Origin of the sequence: Leptospira alstonii serovar Sichuan str. 79601, assembly GCF_000347175.1 — a bacterium.
Classification (GTDB): domain Bacteria; phylum Spirochaetota; class Leptospiria; order Leptospirales; family Leptospiraceae; genus Leptospira; species Leptospira alstonii.
Genome location: NZ_ANIK01000095.1, coordinates 1 through 19,088, shown reverse-complemented (window position 1 = coordinate 19,088; position 19,088 = coordinate 1). Strand labels below are relative to the sequence as shown.

The 19,088-nt window shown below is 44.2% G+C and carries 21 protein-coding genes; 16 read left to right on the top strand and 5 right to left on the bottom strand.

Annotated features, from left to right (window positions below):
- Positions 1-23 precede the first annotated feature (23 nt).
- From ccsA to LEP1GSC194_RS17175, 10 genes are all read left to right on the top strand, one after another.
- Complete coding sequence (gene ccsA, locus LEP1GSC194_RS17220; RefSeq protein WP_020774767.1) at positions 24-716, top strand: cytochrome c biogenesis protein CcsA; 693 nt, start codon at positions 24-26, stop codon at positions 714-716.
- 4 nt (positions 717-720) lie between these two features.
- Positions 721-1,854, top strand: a complete 1,134-nt coding sequence (locus LEP1GSC194_RS17215; RefSeq protein WP_020774766.1) for a PP2C family protein-serine/threonine phosphatase — start codon at positions 721-723, stop codon at positions 1,852-1,854.
- Positions 1,851-2,717, top strand: coding sequence for a phosphoribosylaminoimidazolesuccinocarboxamide synthase (locus tag LEP1GSC194_RS17210; RefSeq protein WP_020774775.1), 867 nt, complete (start codon positions 1,851-1,853; stop codon positions 2,715-2,717). The genes LEP1GSC194_RS17215 and LEP1GSC194_RS17210 overlap by 4 nt, the downstream gene beginning before the upstream one ends.
- The gene (gene purS, locus LEP1GSC194_RS17205) at positions 2,693-2,941 is read left to right on the top strand and encodes a phosphoribosylformylglycinamidine synthase subunit PurS (protein ID WP_020774760.1); all 249 of its coding nucleotides are present in this window, start codon (positions 2,693-2,695) and stop codon (positions 2,939-2,941) included. The genes LEP1GSC194_RS17210 and purS overlap by 25 nt, the downstream gene beginning before the upstream one ends.
- The gene (purQ, locus tag LEP1GSC194_RS17200; RefSeq protein ID WP_017809147.1) at positions 2,938-3,597 is read left to right on the top strand and encodes a phosphoribosylformylglycinamidine synthase subunit PurQ; all 660 of its coding nucleotides are present in this window, start codon (positions 2,938-2,940) and stop codon (positions 3,595-3,597) included. Before purS ends, purQ begins: the two co-directional genes overlap by 4 nt.
- A gap of 324 nt (positions 3,598-3,921) precedes the next feature.
- Positions 3,922-4,941, top strand: coding sequence for a cytochrome-c peroxidase (locus LEP1GSC194_RS17195; protein ID WP_020774768.1), 1,020 nt, complete (start codon positions 3,922-3,924; stop codon positions 4,939-4,941).
- 33 nt (positions 4,942-4,974) lie between these two features.
- Positions 4,975-5,292, top strand: a complete 318-nt coding sequence (locus LEP1GSC194_RS17190; protein WP_020774779.1) for a methylamine utilization protein — start codon at positions 4,975-4,977, stop codon at positions 5,290-5,292.
- Positions 5,292-5,651: a c-type cytochrome gene (locus LEP1GSC194_RS17185; RefSeq protein WP_020774802.1), complete on the top strand. Its 360-nt coding sequence runs from the start codon at positions 5,292-5,294 to the stop codon at positions 5,649-5,651. The genes LEP1GSC194_RS17190 and LEP1GSC194_RS17185 overlap by 1 nt, the downstream gene beginning before the upstream one ends.
- A 29-nt stretch (positions 5,652-5,680) precedes the next feature.
- Positions 5,681-7,393 carry a methyl-accepting chemotaxis protein gene (locus LEP1GSC194_RS17180; RefSeq protein WP_020774807.1) on the top strand — a complete coding sequence of 571 codons (1,713 nt, stop codon included), beginning with the start codon at positions 5,681-5,683 and terminating at the stop codon, positions 7,391-7,393.
- Between the two features lie 136 nt (positions 7,394-7,529).
- Positions 7,530-8,849 (top strand): cyclic nucleotide-binding domain-containing protein, encoded by a 1,320-nt coding sequence (locus LEP1GSC194_RS17175; RefSeq protein WP_036043563.1) that lies wholly within the window; start codon positions 7,530-7,532, stop codon positions 8,847-8,849.
- A 482-nt stretch (positions 8,850-9,331) separates the two neighbouring features.
- Here LEP1GSC194_RS17175 and LEP1GSC194_RS17170 read toward each other — a convergent pair whose 3' ends face one another.
- Both LEP1GSC194_RS17170 and LEP1GSC194_RS17165 read right to left on the bottom strand, forming a co-directional pair.
- Entirely contained in the window at positions 9,332-10,873 is a 1,542-nt protein-coding gene (locus LEP1GSC194_RS17170) for a glycerol kinase 5 (RefSeq protein WP_020774804.1), read from the bottom strand.
- A gap of 1,092 nt (positions 10,874-11,965) precedes the next feature.
- Entirely contained in the window at positions 11,966-12,409 is a 444-nt protein-coding gene (locus LEP1GSC194_RS17165; RefSeq protein WP_020774782.1) for a host attachment protein, read from the bottom strand.
- Positions 12,410-12,714: 305 nt separating this feature from the next.
- Here LEP1GSC194_RS17165 and sufC point away from each other — a divergent pair, with 305 nt between their 5' ends.
- The 6 genes from sufC (at position 12,715) to LEP1GSC194_RS17135 (ending at position 17,374) form a co-directional block, all read left to right on the top strand.
- Positions 12,715-13,482, top strand: coding sequence for a Fe-S cluster assembly ATPase SufC (gene sufC / locus LEP1GSC194_RS17160; protein ID WP_020774788.1), 768 nt, complete (start codon positions 12,715-12,717; stop codon positions 13,480-13,482).
- On the top strand, positions 13,451-14,686 hold the full coding sequence (sufD, locus tag LEP1GSC194_RS17155; RefSeq protein ID WP_173644589.1) for a Fe-S cluster assembly protein SufD: 1,236 nt from the start codon (positions 13,451-13,453) through the stop codon (positions 14,684-14,686). The genes sufC and sufD overlap by 32 nt, the downstream gene beginning before the upstream one ends.
- Positions 14,683-14,994 carry a non-heme iron oxygenase ferredoxin subunit gene (locus LEP1GSC194_RS17150; RefSeq protein WP_017807832.1) on the top strand — a complete coding sequence of 104 codons (312 nt, stop codon included), beginning with the start codon at positions 14,683-14,685 and terminating at the stop codon, positions 14,992-14,994. The genes sufD and LEP1GSC194_RS17150 overlap by 4 nt, the downstream gene beginning before the upstream one ends.
- A 5-nt stretch (positions 14,995-14,999) precedes the next feature.
- Positions 15,000-16,241: a cysteine desulfurase gene (locus LEP1GSC194_RS17145; protein WP_020774763.1), complete on the top strand. Its 1,242-nt coding sequence runs from the start codon at positions 15,000-15,002 to the stop codon at positions 16,239-16,241.
- Positions 16,225-16,659: a Fe-S cluster assembly sulfur transfer protein SufU gene (gene sufU, locus LEP1GSC194_RS17140; RefSeq protein ID WP_020774798.1), complete on the top strand. Its 435-nt coding sequence runs from the start codon at positions 16,225-16,227 to the stop codon at positions 16,657-16,659. Before LEP1GSC194_RS17145 ends, sufU begins: the two co-directional genes overlap by 17 nt.
- Positions 16,660-17,050: 391 nt before the next feature.
- Positions 17,051-17,374 (top strand): metal-sulfur cluster assembly factor, encoded by a 324-nt coding sequence (locus tag LEP1GSC194_RS17135; RefSeq protein ID WP_020774790.1) that lies wholly within the window; start codon positions 17,051-17,053, stop codon positions 17,372-17,374.
- A gap of 272 nt (positions 17,375-17,646) precedes the next feature.
- Here the strand turns inward: LEP1GSC194_RS17135 and LEP1GSC194_RS17130 are convergent, their stop codons facing one another.
- The 3 genes from LEP1GSC194_RS17130 to LEP1GSC194_RS23245 form a co-directional block, all read right to left on the bottom strand.
- Positions 17,647-18,192 carry a DUF1697 domain-containing protein gene (locus LEP1GSC194_RS17130; RefSeq protein WP_020774783.1) on the bottom strand — a complete coding sequence of 182 codons (546 nt, stop codon included), beginning with the start codon at positions 18,190-18,192 and terminating at the stop codon, positions 17,647-17,649.
- Between the two features lie 86 nt (positions 18,193-18,278).
- Positions 18,279-18,422: a VOC family protein gene (locus LEP1GSC194_RS23250; protein WP_020774812.1), complete on the bottom strand. Its 144-nt coding sequence runs from the start codon at positions 18,420-18,422 to the stop codon at positions 18,279-18,281.
- A 20-nt stretch (positions 18,423-18,442) separates the two neighbouring features.
- The gene (locus LEP1GSC194_RS23245) at positions 18,443-18,553 is read right to left on the bottom strand and encodes a VOC family protein (protein WP_231384474.1); all 111 of its coding nucleotides are present in this window, start codon (positions 18,551-18,553) and stop codon (positions 18,443-18,445) included.
- Between the last annotated feature and the right edge of the window lie 535 nt (positions 18,554-19,088).

The window sequence follows — 19,088 nt, the reverse complement described above, 5'->3', positions numbered from 1 at the left end:
ATCCCGTGAATACTCTATTTCTTATGAAAATCCGAATCGCTCATCCCGTTTGGGACTGGATTTTATCCGCGGTTTTTTTGATCGGTTTTCCGGTCGTAGTTCTATTTTCACTCAATTTTCCGAATGTGATTTTACAACAAGGAACCGCCCACAGAATCTTTTACTTTCACGTTCCGGTCGCCTGGGTGGCCCTTTACGGCCCGATCTTTTCCCTCGTTTTTGCGGTTCTTTATCTGATTCGAAAAGAATCCAAATGGGACTTGCTTTCCCTTTCCGCGAATCAGATCGCTCTTTTGTTTGCGGTGGGAGTCATTTTTTCCGGAAGAATTTGGGCGCTCAGCGCCTGGGGCGTCTCCTGGGATAAAACGGACGCGAGGCTTCAGTCTTTTACCGTTTTGTTTATCAGTTTAATTGCATATTTTGTTTTTCGAATATTGATTACGGATGTTTCCAAGAAAAAAGTTTTTTCGGCCTTCTTGAGTATTTTATGCGCGGTGAACGCTGTCGTCACTTGGGGCGCGATTCGCTGGATGGACAATCCCGGAAATCATCCGGAGTCGATCCTCGGAAAAGGAGGAATGGATTCGGACATTCGTCTGAGTTTTTGGATGGGAGTCCTCGCGTATCACGTTCTATTTTTGGTATTGTTCCGTTTCGCTTATCGTTTGTCCAAGATCGAAGATCTACGCGAAAGTTTACCGGAAAGGGAAGGGTAAAAAATTGTCCTCCGCTGCGAATTACAGTCTTTATACGGTGCTTGCTGTCGACGATTCGGAGATCAACCTCAAGCTGATCGTACATACCCTCAAACCTTTGGGCTTTCAGGTTTTTACGGCGGAGTCGGCCGCCGATGCGCGTAACGTGCTTCTTACCAATCGAGTGGACGTACTTTTGTTGGACGTAAGTATGCCGGACCAAGACGGTTTTTCGTTTTGCAGAGAACTGAGGGAAATCGAAAGATTCAAACTTCTTCCCATTCTTTTTATCACGGGGATCAACCGCGAAGTCGGTTTCGACGAAGCGATTTCCCACGGCGGGGACGACTTCATCAACAAACCGTTTCAACCGAGGGAATTGCTCGCCAAGATCCGCGCCTGCATTCGGATTAAAATTCTTCAGGACGAGGTTTTAGAGCAGAAAAAAAATTACGAAAGGGAATTGATCATGGCGAGAAAAGTTCAACAGGAACTTCTCCCCGAAAAAGAATTGGAATGGAACGGGGTGGGTCTGAGTACGATCTTTCAACCTCTGATGCAGATCGGAGGGGATTACACGGACGCTTGGATCGAAAACGATTCTCTTCATATTTTTATCGCGGACTGTTCCGGTCACGGTCCTTCCGCGGCCTTACTCGCTGCGATGCTCAAGATGCAGGTCTCCAGTCTTTCTCCGGATCAGAGTTTGCAGGAGAAGGTGCGGACCCTTCGTCATAATCTTGAGAAAATTCTTCCCGACGAATTTTCGATCACGTTCTTTTACGGAATCTTAAACAAGGATCTGAGTTTCGAATATTCGAACGGAGGTCATCCTTCTCCGATGCTCTATCAAAACGGAGAGGTTACGACTCTTCCCGGTATGGGACCTCTGATCATTCCGATCGAAATCAACGTAAAGGAAGAATTCAAATCCATTCAATTCGAGAAAGGTTCTTATCTTCTTCTTTATACGGATGGAGCGACCGAGATCGCCGACAAGAGTATGAATATTCTCGGAGAAGAAAAGCTGATGAGCATCTTTAAGGATGGAGTTTCCAAAGGAGGAGATATCCTCGTTTCTATGATGGAATCCATTCTTGCTCATTCGGACAGAGGTACGAATGACGACGATATCGCTATGATGGTTTTGAAATTATGAATTTGCCGAATCCTTCCTACAGAGGGAAAGTCAGGGACATCTACGATTTAGGAGATCGATTGATTCTTTCCTCTTCGGATCGTATCTCCGCGTTCGACGTCGTTTTTCCGCAAGCCGTGCCGAACAAAGGAAAAGTTCTGAATCGGATCTCCGTTTCTTGGTTCGAATTTTTCAAAGACATTCCCAATCATATTTTGGAGACGGATGTGAAAGATTTTCCTTCTCCGTTTCAAAATCATCCCGACCTGGAAGGCAGGTCGGTTCTCGTCAAGAAGTGCAAAAGAATCGATTACGAATGTGTGGTTCGAGGTTATATCTCCGGTTCCGGTTGGAAGGAATACAAGGATGCGGGAACTCTCGCGGGTGTAAAACTTTCGGCGGGTTTGAAAGAATCTGAAAAACTTCCGGAACCCGTTTTTACTCCCGCGGTAAAAAACGATCAAGGCCACGACGAGAACGTCTCCGAAAAGGAAATGGAGAATCGGATCGGAAGGGAACTGTTCGGGATTCTGAAAGAAAAATCGATTTCCATTTTCTTGCGCGCCTCCGAAGTGGTAGATAGGGCGGGAGTCATTCTTTGTGACACCAAATTCGAGTTTGGGATTTTGGACGGACAAGTCATTCTGATCGACGAACTTCTGACTCCGGATTCTTCCCGGTATTGGTCTGCGGATACTTACTCCGTCGGAATTTCTCCACCGAGTTTGGACAAGCAGATCCTTCGGAATTATCTCGAAACGACGAACTGGAACAAGATGCCACCCGCGCCCGATCTCCCGGCGGAACTTATCCAAGAGCTGAGAGAAAAATACCAGAAGATAGAGGATCTCATTCTTTCATGTACATCGCAAAAATCCAAGTAGTCCTTAAAGACTCCGTCTTAGATCCGCAAGGAAGTACGGTAAAAAAAGTCCTTTCCGAAGTCGGAGAAAAATCGGTGCAAGACGTGAGAGTCGGCAAGTATATCGAACTCAAGATAGACGCTCCCGACGAAGAGTCGGCAAAGAAGGACGTGGAAAGGCTTTGCGATAAGATTCTCGTCAATCACGTTATAGAAACATATTCTGCGAATATTCAAAAAATATGAAAGTCGCGGTAGTCACCTTTCCGGGTTCCAATTGCGACGCGGATATCCGTCGCGTCTTAAAAGATCAATACGATGCGGAAGTGGACCAAGTATGGCACAGGGATCAGTTCGATAAAAAATACGAACTGGTGATTCTTCCGGGCGGTTTTTCTTACGGAGACTATCTTCGTTCCGGAGCGATGGCGGGTTTTTCCCCGGTGATGAAATCGGTGAAGGAGCACGTCGACAAGGGCGGAAAACTTTTCGGGATCTGCAACGGCTTTCAAATTCTCACGGAAGCGGAGTTCCTACCCGGAGCTCTCACAAGAAATAAAACTCTCAAATACATCTGCAAAACAGTGACCTTGAAAAAAGGCTCCGCGAACAATCCCGTCACCGCCTCCTTGGACTCCGCGAAAGAATTGAAAATTCCCATCGCTCACGCTGACGGCTGTTATTATGCGACATCCGACGTTATCAAACAACTCGAAGACGAAGAGAGAATTTTATTTCGTTACTTCGGGGAAAATCCGAACGGTTCTCTGGAAGCGATTGCGGGTATCACGTCCAAAAATTTCAAGGTCGCGGGAATGATGCCTCACCCCGAAAGGGCGATGAATCCGATCATCGGAGAAGTGGACGGAAAAATCGTTTTGGATCTGATGTTAGGGTTTTAGGAGTCAGTGTTTAGAGATCAGTGGATAGTTAATTTACAGAATAAGGAAATTAACCTTTGATAAAGTCTAATTGCTCTGTTAGGAAAATCCCCCTGAACCCTGAATTCTAACCACTGAACCCTAATACTCGATTTTTAGAATTCCAATGGATACCGTTAAAAATAAGTTTTTTCCTAATCGTTCGGTCATAAATTTGCACGATATTCGTTTTACAAGCCTCGGATTATAATAATTAATATTTTAAGTTATAAACTAAGTGGATAAGCGGGGACTATTAGAATATTGTAAATTGATAAAAGTGGAAACGTATAAAAGGGGGCCGATTTGTTTCGAATTCTTTGGATTGTATTTTTAATTTTCAACTTATTTTCCATTTCATCCTGTAAGGACGAAAACAAAGAACTCGTTCGTAAGGAAAGTGAAACGAAAAAGGTAGAAACGATCGCCTATCCTTTTCCTCCCGATAATTCTCCGACTCCGGAGCGAATCCTGCTGGGAAAAACATTATTTTTCGATCCGATTCTTTCCGGTTCCAATTGGATCAGTTGCGCCACTTGCCATAATCCCGGTCTCGCTTGGGGGGATGGGTTGAAAACCGCGATCGGACACAATATGAAGGTTTTGGGAAAAAATACTCCCACGATTCTCAACGGAGCGTACGGAAATAAAATGTTCTGGGACGGAAGAGCGGACGATCTGGAAGCGCAGGCGTTGGGTCCGATTTCGTCTCCCGACGAAATGAATCAGGAGATGGACGAACTTATATTAGAATTAAAGAATATTCGCGGATACAAGGAATTGTTCTCCAAGGCGTACCCGAACGAGGACATAAACGCGGTAACGATCGGAAAGGCCATCGCGAGTTTTGAAAGAACGATCCTTTCTACGGAATCTTCGTTTGATCGTTGGAAAAAAGGGGATAAAACCGCGATTTCGGAATCGGCGCAGAGGGGTTTTTCCGTTTTTAACGGAAAAGCGAATTGTTCCGCGTGTCATCAAGGCGAACGTTTTTCGGACAACGGATTTCACAATATCGGTTTGAAAAACTCCTCCAAGGAAGTCGGAAGATTTAAAATCGTGCCGGTAAAATCCATGAAAGGGGCTTTCAAAACTCCGGGTTTGCGGGATGTCGCTTTAACGGGCCCGTATATGCACGACGGAAGTTACGCAACTTTGGAAGAAGTCGTCGAACATTACGATCGTGGTGGGGACGAAAAAAACAACTTGGATCCGAACATGGCCGCTCTCAAACTTTCCGCTCAGGAAAAGACGGATCTCGTCGAGTTTATGAGATCCTTAAGCGGCAAAATGGTCCCGATTACAATTCCGGAATTTCCGAGATAAGTTTATCATAAATTCATAAATTAGGAGTATTGAATGTTAATTCGGTTTGTGGCGGTTTTTATTTTTCTCGTTTTTTGCGGCGGAAACGTTTCGGCGGCGGAACACGAAGTGGGTCAAAAGAATAAGGGTTTTACGGTGGAATCCTTAAAAATCAAGGTCGGAGACGTGGTGAGTTTTCCCAATTACGACACTTTTTATCACAACGTCTATTCTCTGTCTCCCGCAAAAATTTTCGATTTAGGTTCGTATTCTCAGGGAAAAACGCAAAAGGTAAAGTTCGAAAAGTCCGGTAAGATCACCGTTCAGTGTGCGATACATCCCGAAATGAAAATGACGATAGACGTACAATAATGAAAGAATATTCAAAATTTATAATTCTTTTTCTTTTTTCGGCGTCTGCGTTTTCTTTGACGGCTCTCGATTCCATGGAAAAATCCGCGGTTCGGGGAAGTATCGTGTTCCGCACTTATTGTGTACTTTGTCACGGAGAGGCCGCGGACGGAAAAGGCCGCCTCGCTACGGGAAAGGTTCCACCTCCGGCAAATCTTACGATCACTAAGCTGACCGACGTACAAAAGGAAGAAATTATCAAAAAAGGGGGAATCGGCGTAAATCGTTCCCCGTTTATGCCTCCCTGGAAGGAAGAATTGTCCGAAGAACAAATCAAGGACGTGATCTCTTACATCAATTTTCTTTCGAAATCAAAATAGTCGGCAAGACGTTTCCGCAAATTTAGACAGTGAATCTACTCGGTAATATCAGTATTAAAACAAGATTGCGCTTCAGCTTCGGAGCCATCATCGGTGTATTTATCCTTTCTTCCGCTCTGATAGTTTATAATACTTTCGTGTATCGGAAAACGATTCGATCGATGATCGAAAATTCGCAACCTAAATTTCAATTGATGAACTTGACTTTGGAAAAGTTGATTCTTGCGGAGCTGACTCTTTCCTCCAAAGTATCCACGATCGACGCGCTTCTTTCCGAAGAGGAATACAAGAAAGTGCGTACCCTTTTGGATGAAATAAAGAAGAATAACGCGAAGTTTCGGGAATTTTCTTTGGAAGCGAACGAACTTGAAAACTTGAAAATTTTCGAAGAGGGGTTGGAGAATCTTTCCCAATACGCGGAAACGATTCATCTTTTGGGTAAGGAAAATAAAAGGCAAGAAGCTCAGATTTTGTACGTCCGCGGAATCAATCCTTTGAACGCTTCCCTTCGAAAAACGATCAAGGTTTTGATCGAATTAGAAGCCTCCCATTCCCGCAAGAGCGAGGATATCGCGGAATCCCAACTTACGTTTTCCTTATATATGATCTGCGCTCTTTCTTTTCTTTCTTTGATCGCGGGAATTTTATTTTCCAGATCCATCATCCGATCCGTGATGTTTCCTCTCAAAAAGGCGATTCACTTTGCGTCCGAAATTCAAAACGGAAATTTGAACAATCGGATCGAGATCGATCGTTTTGACGAAATGGGAGAACTTTTGGAATTCTTAAAAAAGATGGAAACGTCCCTTCGAGAAATCATCGTCGAAGCTAGAATTTCGGTCGAGAATTCCCAAAAGGCGAGCAAGGAATTTTACAAGGTTTCGAAAGAATTTATTTCCACTTCGGAAACCCAGGCGGACGATTCCCAGAAAGTGGCCGATCATATCGATCGTCTGAGTCTGTTAGCGGAGACGAATACTTCCATCATCCTTACTTCCGCCGAACATCTTCGAAACTTGGAAAAGGAAATCCAGAAAAATCTTTCCTCCTTGATTACGGTGACCGAGTCTTTGAACTCTTTGACGTTGAAGGCGAAAGAATCCTCCGAAACCGCGTTGAAAGGAAGGGAGAAGGTGGACGGGGTTCAGAAATCGTTTTTAGAAGTGAAACGTACCGTTCAAAAGATCAACGAATCTCTCGTGAAGATCGGAGATATTTCCACCCGCACGAACATGCTTGCTCTCAACGCTGCGATCGAGGCCGCGAGAGCCGGAGAACAGGGTAGGGGATTTTCGATCGTCGCGGACGAGATCTCGCAACTCGCCGATCATACGATGAGAAACACAAGAGAGATTACGGATCTGATCGAATTTACGAGAGCGAGTATCGAATCCGGAAACGGTGAGATGCGTCAATTTTCGGATTTTTTTACGATGATCCAGGAGAATGCCTCCAACATGGCGCGTTTTAGCATGCATCTGCTGGAGGACATGAGAACTCAGGAATCGGGTTTGAATCTTTATACACGCAAGATGCACGAGATCGCTTCGAATATTACGAATTTGGAACATTCTTCTTTGGAAAATAAAAGCGCATACAGTTCCATCACTCATTCGATTCAGGATCTTTTACAGGGCGCGGGTTTGATTTCTTCGGGTTCTCAGGAAATCAACTCGGGTGCAAAACTGATCGACGAACAATCGGATAAGATTAAACGTCTGATGGAAAAGTTTTCGGTTTAAAAAATCAAAATCCGTTCGGTTCCGCCGTTTTAGCACAAACTAAAAAATAAATTCTTTCTAAAACTTCGAGATAGGATATTCTCTTTTCCAAAAAAATGGAGCGAACCGAATGAGTCTGTTTCATCCGGACAGTCGAATGCGAATCCTTTGGGACATCGTAATTTTCGTATGTATTCTTTACGCATCCGTTGAATCTCCCTTGAGGATCGTTTTGTCGTACGAACAGGGATTTGCGGTAAACGGTCTTTATATTCTCGTGGATTTTCTTTACTTCGGAGACATCCTGTTTTATATCTTTTCGCCGGAGTTCGTAAAAGGTAAACGGGTTTATATCCGAAGGGAAAATATTCTCCGTTATCTCAAGACTTGGTTCTTTTTCGATTTTATCGCCGCGTTTCCGTTTGAACTTGCGGCTCAGAAAATTTTAGGAATGGATCTTTCTTATCATCCGTATTTATTTCTTTTTTTCGGAATCACTCGAATCGTAAAGGTCGTTAGAGTTCCCGCGATATTACACAGACTCAACCTCGCTTTCAAACCCGCACCCGGAGTGTTACGATTGGTCCTACTCGGATTTTGGATCAGCGTCGTCGCTCACTGGTGCGCCGTGGGTTGGTTGTATATGGACGAACTCGACTCCGCAAAAACCGGTTGGGACGAATACGTCAAAGCTCTTTATTGGTCGGTGATGACTCTGGCAACGGTGGGTTACGGAGACGTTTTACCCGTAACCACCAATCAAAGGATTTACGTCATTCTCGTGATGATGTTGGGGGCCGCGGTTTACGCGACTGTCATCGGTAACATCGCGAGTATATTAGGAAATCTTGATTTAGTCCGCGCGGCTCAGCTCAAACGAATGTCTCAAGTGGATTCTTATCTAAAGGCGAGGAATCTGCCCTATTTCATCCGAAGAAAAATCCGAGACTATTACATGTATATCATGGAAAGGGGGCTCGGCGAAAACGAGAAGGAACTTTTAAGCGATCTCCCTCTTTCTTTACAAAGAGAAGTCAAAATTCATCTGCATCGGGAATTGCTCGAAAAGGTTCCCTTTTTGAAAGGTGCGGAGGCCGCTCTCGTTACAACTCTCGTGTTTTCCTTAAAACATCATATCTTTCTTCCGGGGGACATCCTATTCCGAAAAGGGGATATAGGCGATAATCTTTATATCCTAACCGAAGGGTCGGTCGAGATTCTTTCTAAAAACGATTCGGAAGTCATCGCCGTTCTTTCCGAGGGAAAGTTTTTCGGAGAATTGGCCTTGGTTACGGAAGAAAGAAGATCGGCGACGGTTCGTTCGGTCGGGATCTCCGAACTTTATACGCTCAGTAAGGAGGATTTTTTTAATGTTTTGAATTTATATCCCGGTTTTAGAGACGCGATGCAGGCGAGTTTAAAAACGTTGGGCATTCAAATCCGCTCTAAAAAATCCTCGAAGGGTTCCTCGAAATGAGGCGAAAGTTTTTTTATTCTTCAGAGAACCTCTAAAAACTTTCGTTTCGATATTTGAATCAGCGCAAAACGCCTTCTAAAACATTCTAAGAGCTTGTCCCAAAACCTCCAGTGAAAATTTGCTGGAGTTCCCACGTTATAAGGATCAGATTTTAGGGGTTAAAATCTTTCCGATTTTATCCATAACGGCACGGAGTTTACCGTTCGTTTAAAAACGTAGGAGTTCCCACATTTTCAAGTTTTGGGACAAGCTCTAATAGAGATTTTCAAAAAATGCGGGTTTTTAGCGGTCCCTTAAGTTGTTCGGTATAACCCACGCGAAAGCGATTGGAGCATTATGTTGCGACCGCAGGAGCAACATTGAGTTCAAGCGCGGTCCCTCGCCGGTTTTTCCCGTAAGATAATACCGGCGAGGGATTCGCCCAAATTTTTTTACACCGAACTCGCGTTATTCTTCTTAACGTAAGTTCGGATAATAACTCTTCATTCGATGGAAAGAGTGGCGGCAACCGCCTTCTTCCATCGTTCAATCTTTTGAACTCTTTGGGCCGAGTCCATCTTGGGCTCGAAAGACTTATAACCTTTCTGTAAACTTTTCAATTCTTCTAAGTTCTTCCAAAAGCCGACGGATAAACCCGCGAGATAGGCCGCACCCGTCGCGGTCATATCCGGTTCGGGAGCGCGATCCACTCTTACGTCCGAAAAATTCGAAAGGCATTGAAGCAGAATATCGGACTGAGAAACTCCTCCGTCCACTTTGATCTCCTTGATTTTGACCTTTGTATCCTGTTGGATTCCTTCCAAGATTTCATAAAGACTGAGAGAGATCCCTTCCAGAACGGCTCTCGCGACGTGTCTTCTATGAGAAGCAAGGGATAGACCGATCACGGAAGCTTTTGCGCGAGGATTGAAGTAAGGAAAACGAGCGCCCGTTGGAGTCGGAATAAAAACAACTCCTTCCGTATCGTCCGCTTGAGCCGCAAGTTCGTTCAAAACCTTCGGCGTATCCGAAAGTCCGATTCCCTTACCCAACCAGTCGATGAGAGTTCCGGCGGTCGCAACGTAACCTTCCAACATGTACGTGGTTTTACCGTCGATTCTCCAAGCGATCATAGGGAATAGACCGCGTCTGGAAAGTTTCGCCTTGGGACCGATGTTGATATCCACAAAGGCTCCGGATCCTTGGGAGATTTTGACCTCGCCCGGTTCAAAACAACAATGACCGAAAAGAGCGGCCATCTGATCGCCGATCGATGCTCGAATCGGGATCGAATGTCCTCCGAGAAACTCGGGCAAACAATGACCGAAGTCTCCGTTACTGTCCTTTACTTCCGGAAACAGATTGGAAGGAATGCCGAAAATCGTAAGGATCGGTTGATTCCAGATCAACTGAAAAGGATTGAACATCCCCGTTGCGACCGCGTTAGACGAATCGGTAAGATGTCGTTTGCCTCCGTTAAGTTTATAAATGAACCAAGTGTCCAATGTGCCGAAAAGGACTTCTCCCTTTTTGCATCTTTGTTTCAGTTCCGGATTTTCGTCTAAAACCCATTTCAATCGGCAAGTGGCGTGATCGGTGGTAAATTTGAGCATGGAAGTGGCGATCATCATCGGATGATTGGTCAATCTTCCGACAATCGTGGAAACAAAACGAATGATTTGCCAGATCGGATTCCGATTCATGGCTTCGGCCGTTTTATGAGAACGAACATCCGCCCAACTGATCAAAGGAGTTAGGGGTTTACCCGTGGATTTTTCCCAAAGAAGAAACGAACCTCGTTGATTACAAATTCCTAATGCGGCGATTTCTTTTACGACTTGTTGATCCTTTTGGATTTTTTTCAAAAGGGATAGAAGGGCTTTCCATAATACTTCCGGATCGTGTTCCAAGGCTCCCGCAATCGGAATGTTCGGAGGGGTTTTTTCATATTGTCTTTCTACGATTTTACCTTTTCGATCCAGTAAAAACGCGCGTATTCCGCTTCCCCCGCTGTCGATGGAGAGGACGTATTGTGCTTTGGCCATTCGAATCTCCGAATATTCAATTGATTGAATATGAAATCAAAAAATTTAGAGCTTTTCCAAAAATCCAAAAAGAAAACGCGGGAGTTCTTGCTTTTACAACAAAACACCTATCCACTTTTTCCTGATCACTATCCACTAGAATGGGAGTTCCCACGTTTTAGGAATCAGGTGAATAGGGGTCAGATGTCAGGATGTTTTTCTGTAATTCGGGAGTTCTTGCTTTTACAACAAAACACCTATCCACTATTTCCTAATCACTATCCACTAGAATGGGAGTTCCCACATTTTTGTGATTTTGGACAAGCTCTAAATAATTGAAAGAGGAGGATTCTGTCTATTTCTTTCCTAAGGAAATGGTCCGATTCTTTGCAGAATCAATTCCACGTTTTAGGAATCAGTGAATAGGGGTCAGATGTCAGGGTACTAGGAATCAGTGGATAGGGGTCAGATGTCAGGGTACTAGGAATCAGTGGATAGGAGGTCAGATGTCAGGGTACTAGGAATCAGTGAATAGGAGGTCAGATGTCAGGGTACTAGGAATCAGTGAATAGGAGGTCAGATGTCAGGGTACTAGGAGTCAGTGGATAGGGGTCAGTGGATAGGGTGTTTTTCCGTAATTCGGGAGTTCTTGCTTTTATAACAAAACACCTATCCACTATTTCCCATAACCTTACCCACAAGTTAAGAAGGTTTTTGGAATAAGAAGGATCAAAAACGCACATTTTTCAAGTGTTCCGACAAGAATGGAGCTTTTTAATTGCAAAAAGTATGATTTTCTGATAGAGAAAAGCCTCCCGAGCCTTTCCACCAATTTCGCGACCCGTAGAGAGCGAAATAGAGTTTATTCGCCCCACCACCCAAAATTAGGGGAAACTCAATGCAACGCTCTCTACGGATCGCGTTGCAGGGCGTAAGTTTCACAGAAGATTTGTCGTAATTCCGACAGATTTATCTTGAGATCCACGTACTTGTGGGTAAGGTTATGACTATTTCCTGATCACTATCCATTAGAATGGGAGTTCCCACAGATTAAGTCCCATTTCAAGAAAATGCTTATGGGACGACTATGTATGGATCTTTGGTAAGAATATTCTATATGAGAACTCCTCGAAGGTGGGAGAGGATCGCTCGATTGTTCATCGTAGGGATATCCTTTCCCATCTTATGAAAAATCATGGACTGGGATTTTCGATCCATCTTATCCAAGAGCATTCCGAGAAATCCGGGTTCTGAAATGAGAACAAGACTGAGAAAACGATTGGACTTCCGCCCTTGAGAGATTACGTCCGAAATTTGGCCGGCAAAAGATTCCGCAACTCTTCGTTTCGGTTCCTGAACGGACTCCGTGTCAAAAGCGGTTCTTTGCGCCTTTTCGTGTTTTCCACGACCGGAAGAACCGAGGATCAATTCTCGATTTTTCATTCTGCCTTTTGGATTTTCGATACTTTCCAGTAGTTCCAGGCCTTTCCGAGATCCTTTATACTCGAAAATTTTTGCTTCGGACCGATTTGCGACTACTACCCATTTATTTTTCATACTTTTCGCTCCGTAAAGATTTTAGAAGAAAAGAAATGGATCGTCAAGATTCAAATTTGTGAATGGATCGGTTTTAGAGTCCGGTTCGGGAAATGCTTTGTCCTTTTTCTATTGAAACGCGGGAACTCCCTTTGCTATTGATCTCTCCTTACAAAAAAAAACACTGGTAGAATAGGGGTGAGAGGAAAGAATCTGGGACGGTTTTCCGGTCGAAAGCCGACCTTGGGACTGAAAGATAACAAATAACTTTGTAGTCGTTCGGAAAAGAATCGCAATCTCAAATATTCACTGACAAAGGTGCTTTTGTGGCCGAGATTTTAAAAATCCAGGATCTCCGGGCGGGAATTCAAGTCGGGGATTCCGGAGAAATCAAAGAAATCGTAAAAGGAGTCAATCTCACGATTCGACCCGGAGAAGTTCACGCCATCATGGGGCCGAACGGGTCCGGAAAAAGCACGCTTTCCAACGTCATTATGGGTCATCCGAAATACCAAGTATTGTCGGGAGATATTCTATTCGAGGGAAAATCCATTTTAAATCTACCGACGGACGAACGAGCCAGACTCGGGATTTTTCTCTGCTTTCAATATCCTACGAGCATTCCCGGAGTTACGATCGGAAATTTTTTAAAGACCATCGTAAAATCCGTAAGAGGAAAGGAACTACCGGTCAAAGAATTTAGAAAAGAGCTCAAAGAATCCATGGCTGCGCTCGACATTCCGGAATCGTTTATTTCTCGTTATGTGAACGACGGATTTTCAGGGGGGGAAAAAAAACGAAACGAAATTCTCCAGATGAGTCTACTCAAACCCAAACTTGCCGTATTGGACGAAACGGATTCCGGATTGGATATCGACGCGCTTCGAATCGTAAGCGAAGGAATCAGCAGAAATAAAACTCCCGAACGTTCCATTCTTCTCATCACACACTATCAAAGAATGCTAAACTACATAACGCCCGATTTCGTACACGTATTTGCAAAAGGAAAAATTTTAAAAACCGGAACCAGAGAACTCGCGCTGGAATTGGAAGAGAAAGGATATGACTGGATCCTTGCAGAATCCGGAGACTAAACAACAAGTGTCCTTGGAAACTCAATTTGAGAAATTGATTTCTCAAAGAAAGGAACCCCAGGCTCTGAAGGATTTCCGCGCCAAGGTCTTTGCAAAATTCAGAACTCTGAAAATTCCGGGATCGGAAAACGAATCCTGGAGAAAAATCCCTCTTTCTAATTTTCATCCGGAAGAATTTACCGAATCCCCCGGCGCCGACGCGGTTTCTTGCAAGGTTCCCAACGGCGTCAAACTCCAAAGGGCGGAATCCCTTTCGGGAAAAGAACTCGAATCCTTTTTAAACGACCTCGAAAGTATATTCCAAAAACGGAATGAAGAATGGTTTACTCTTTACAGCCTTTCCAACTTCACCCACGGAATTTATCTCGAAGTGGAAAACGATCTCATTCTCAGGGAAGAAATCGAAATCAAGTTTCGGCTTGAGAAGGGAAATAAAATTCTCCCTATCCTTGTCGTAAAAATCGGAAATCACAGCAAGGCGTTTATCGCCGAACGTTACGAATGTCCGGAAGAGAAAGACTTCAAACTCTTCCAAGGCCTTACCGCGATTTACACGGGAGCCGGATCCGGAGTTTCTTATGTGGGAATCGAGTCCTTCGGTTCTTCCGTATTTCATTTTCAGAATTTATTCTCCGATCAAAAAGAAGACTCGGACGTAAAAATAGCAAAGATCACTCCCGGCGGTTACAAGGGCAAAAATCTTTTGAACGTAGAACTTTCCGGAAAAGGAGCGAGAGCGAGAGTGATCGGTTTGGCTCCGATGTCCGAAAGGGAATTTCAGGATTCGGAAGTGAAGATCGTTCATAGGGAAAGTAATACCGAAAGTTCCATTCTTTATCGAAGCGCGCTGAAAGATAAGGCGCATCATATCTTTACGGGAAATCTTCATATTCCGAACACTTGCAAACACGTGAATGCGATTCAGATCAACAACAACCTTCTTTTGGGTCGTTTTGCAAGGGCGGAGTCGATTCCAAAGCTGGAAGTATATGCAGAAAACGTAAAGTGTGAGCACGGGGCAACGGTCGGAGAGATCGACGAAGAGCAGTTGTTTTATCTAGCGTCGAGAGGAATCGACGAGGACGAGGCGAGAAGGATGATCGTGGACGGATTTTTAGGTCAAGTGATCGGAGAAATCGAATCGGATTCCATCCGAGAAGAACTGTTCGAACTCATCGCCCGTAAGGTGGAGGGTCCGGTATGAGCTTTCGTAAACTCGCAAATCTTTCCGAAATCGAAAACGGGAAGGTCAAAGTAATTGAAACGCGATATAATCGAATTGGGATCACGAGTTTGGATGGGTTCCTTTACGCATTCGAAGACGTCTGTACACACGACGGAGAAGCCATTTCCGAAGGAAAATTGTGCGGGGACGTAATCACCTGCCCGAGGCACGAGGCGCAGTTTTCCGTCAAAACCGGAAAGGCTCTTTGTATGCCCGCCGTGGAAGATCTCCCGGTTTATCCCGTGAGAATCGTAGGTGACTCCGTCGAAGTGGACTTGGAGGATTGACATATATGAGCTTCTCAGCCGAAAGAATCAGAACCGATTTCCCGATTTTGGGAACGATGATGAACGGAAAACCGCTCGTCTTTTTGGACAGCGCGGCTAGTTCTCAAAAACCTTTTACGGTCATCGATAGAATCGAAAAGTATTATAGAGAAGAAAACGCAAACATACATCGTGGGATTTATTATCTTTCTCAAAAAGCCACGGAAAAATACGAACTCAGTAGAATTCATCTTTCCCGATTTATCGGAGCCCAGTGCGCGAAGGTTTGTATCTTTACGAGAAACGCGACCGAGTCGATCAACTTAGTCGCTCAGACTTGGGGAAGGACTCAAGTCAAAGAAGGGGACGAGATCGTTTTGAACGAACTCGAACACCATTCCAACATCGTACCTTGGCAGATGTTGGCTCAGGAAAAAAAAGCGGTATTTAAATTCATTCCTTTGAACGAAGACAGCACTTTAGATCTTACTAATTTGGATGAGATCATTACGACTAAGACAAAGTTAGTCGCCGTTGCTCAGATGTCCAACGTGACCGGAACCATCCACGATCTTGGACCGATTCAAAAAAGGGCGAAAGAAGTAGGGGCTAAGGTTCTTGTGGACGGGGCTCAGGGGGTCTGTCATCTCCCGGTGAATATGAAGGAAATGGATTATGATTTCTACGTATTTTCCGCGCATAAGATGCTTGGTCCCACCGGAGTCGGGGTTCTTTACGCGAAAGAAGAAATTTTAGAAGAGATGCCTCCTTGGATGGGCGGAGGAGATATGATCGCTCAGGTTTATAAGGAAAGCTCCACGTATGCGGAACTTCCTTCCAAACTCGAAGCGGGAACTCCTAACATCGCGGGAGTGATCGGTTTCGAGTCTGCGATCGAATATCTCGAAACGATTGGAATGCAGGAAATTAGAAATCACGAAGTGGAACTTCTCGCTTACGCACTCGATCGATTGGATGATTTCGGCGGATTGGAACTCTACGGAACGAGGGATCTATCCAAACGGGGAGGAGTGATTTCCTTCAACTTTCCGGGAGTACATCCGCACGACGTCGGAACAATTCTGGACGAAGAGGGAATTGCGATTCGGGTCGGACATCATTGCGCTCAACCTTTTATGGCGTTTAAGAACATACCGGGAACTTGCCGCGCGAGTCTCTACCTTTACAATACGAAAGGCGACATCGATCGATTGATCGAGGGTCTAATTAAGGTAAAGGAGATTTTCTCCCGTGTCCTTAAGCGATAGTCTTTATAAAGAAGTCATACTGGATCACTATCAAAATCCGAGATTTCGAGGCAAACTCGAACCCGCGGATCTGTCGGAACACGGGATCAATCCTCTCTGCGGGGACGAGCTCGAACTGACGATCAATCTCGACGGAGATAAAATCGCGGACGTTCGTGTAACGGGAAAGGGATGTTCTATTTCTCAAGCCTCCGGCTCCATGATGGCGGAGTCGATTCATGGAAAAACGGTTTCCGAAGCGGCGAATATACTTTCTCGTTTTAAGAATATGTTTCTGGAAAACCAGGACCCGAAATTCGGCGAAGAGTTGGAGGATCTGGAATCGATGGAATCGGTGAAGAAAATACCGGCGAGGATCAAATGTGCGGTTCTTCCGTGGAATACTCTGGAAAGGGCGCTCTCTCGAATCGAAAAGTAGCGGGATTTTACCGTAATTGAATAGAATTTTGTGGGAACTACCACGCTTCGAATGGATAGGAGTTCCCACAAATTTCGGGCGGTTCCGCTGCGCGGACCGGGCTCGCAGCTCCGGTCTACCCACTGAGTTCGCTCTGTTGAAAAAACTTTTTCCGAATTTGCAGTGGGTCGACCCCGCTTTGATCCCTACCGCGGGGAAAGATTCGGATCGTGGGACATAAAACGCGGGAGTTCCCGCAAAAGTTTTAGGAAGAAATAAATCTGCCTTTACAACACATTCGTAAACGGAAGTTTCTTTTACGGAAATATTGAGGCCGTAAGATTCTTGCGAAAGCCCGTAAGAGTTTTATAATCGAGAAAGTAAAGAAAGAGATCAAAGGAGGAGCACGGAAATGTTAGAGGCGCCGACAAACATATTGGAAGAACGGATTTACGAAGAAGTCAAGAAAGTGGAAGATCCCGAAATCGGAATCTCCATCGCCGAACTCGGGCTCATTTATAGAATCAAGGTCGAAGGAACCAAAGCGAAGATCGATATGACCTATACTTCCATGGCCTGTCCCGCCGGACCTCAGATGAAACAGCAGGTCAAGGATCACACGCTTCGAGTGGAAGGAATTACCGACGCGGAAGTTGAAATCGTATGGGTTCCGAAATGGGACCCGAGAGAAATGGCGAGCGAAGACGCCAAAATGGACCTGGGAATTTTCGACTAAAATTAGAATGTTATAAATTTAGAATATTCATTTATTCGATATTTTTGAACGCGAGACCGGAAACGTCGAAAATATTACGAGTAAAACATACGGATTATGATGTCAAAAAATAGAAAAGATTCTCAAGACCCGGATAGAATTCGATCTCAAAATACGAACAGTTTGGAACAACCGATCGGAAATGCTCTTCCGATTTGACCGGCTCCATCCTCCAACGGAGATATCATCCGTAAATTCGCAATATTTCCGGTATTTTAAAGATCCTGAATGGATCACTTTGTTGTCGGCTCATCCGCCAAAGCGCATAACGTAACCACCGTTTTCCAGTTTCTCGTGGTGGCCGCCACATTCAGTTTTTTTTCTAAAAAATTGTTCGATAGTTTTGTGGCGCCGTAACCCTTCGGAGAAAAGAAATAGATTTCCCTGTTCCGAACGATCAATTCTTCCCCTTTTACTTTTGCAGATTCGATTTCGGTCATATCCGGATTTTTTTTGGATTCGTTCAAAAAGGAAACGTAGATTCTGCTCGGATCTTTTTTAGGAAAAGGATTGGATCCAAGGACGGATTTCAATTCTTCTTTGGTTCTGATGAACACAGCCGCCTCGAAACCGAAAACCTCCAAGATTTTTTTCTCAATGGATAGAATGAGTTCTTCCACATTCTTATTTTTACTCTGAAACAAAACGTTTCCGCTTTGGATATACGTTTTTACGTTTGTAAATCCCAGGGATATAAAGAGAGAGGAAAGGTCTTTCATCAGGATTTTTTTCTGTCCGCTTACGTTGATTCCTCTCAACATTGCGATATACGTTTTCATTTTTTTCCTCTTGTGTTTTACCGTAAAATTCCAATTCCTAAAACCTAACTCTTATATTTTTCAATTCCTGGGATTTTATAGACGATCTAAGCGAGTTGATAAATCTGAATCAAATTTCCGCAAGTATCTTCGAAGACCGTTTCGATTCCCGTCTCGGATTTTGCGGGTTCCTTTCTGAAAACAACTCCCAAATTTTTGAGACGTTCGTATTCTTTATGAATGTCCTTCACTCCGAAAGATACGATGATCGCTAAATTGGCTTCGGGGATAAAAAGTTTTTTTGAAAACCCAGGACTTCCGTATAAAATCGAAAAGCCGCAATCGGATCTTGAACGATTACGCTCGTGAGTCCTATTTTCATAGGCCTCTCCCGTTGTAAGGTACTAGTGATTAGTTTGTTAAGGGTTAGAAGGGAAGACCACCGTAAAATTTGAACTCATTCGTAAAATCTAGGAATTCTTAACCGCTAAAGCCTAACCACTTGAAACGTGGGAACTCCCGCAAATTTTCCTTCGAGGTTTTGGGACAAACTCTGATATGGCGCACCCAACCGAGCCGTAAATATTTTTTCGCATTTTTATCATCAAATAGTTTAACTCGTTAGAGAAAAGCATTCGCGACGATTGATCAGACTGATATTCGCGGGTTGGATACCGCAGGATAATCTATACATCGGGAGCTGTTCTTAGTCTAAAAACGAAGGTCAAATTTGAAATTCAAATTTGCTTCAACACTGAGTCAACAAGTATTCCTCCTTTATCGTACATCTTCTCTAACGAATAAAACCATTTGATGAAACATTATTCTAACTCTAAGCTACTAGATTCATCGCTGCCCAAAGAAAACCGGATAGCTCTCGTGAGACTGCCGTTATCATTACTTGAGGTGTTTTTCCT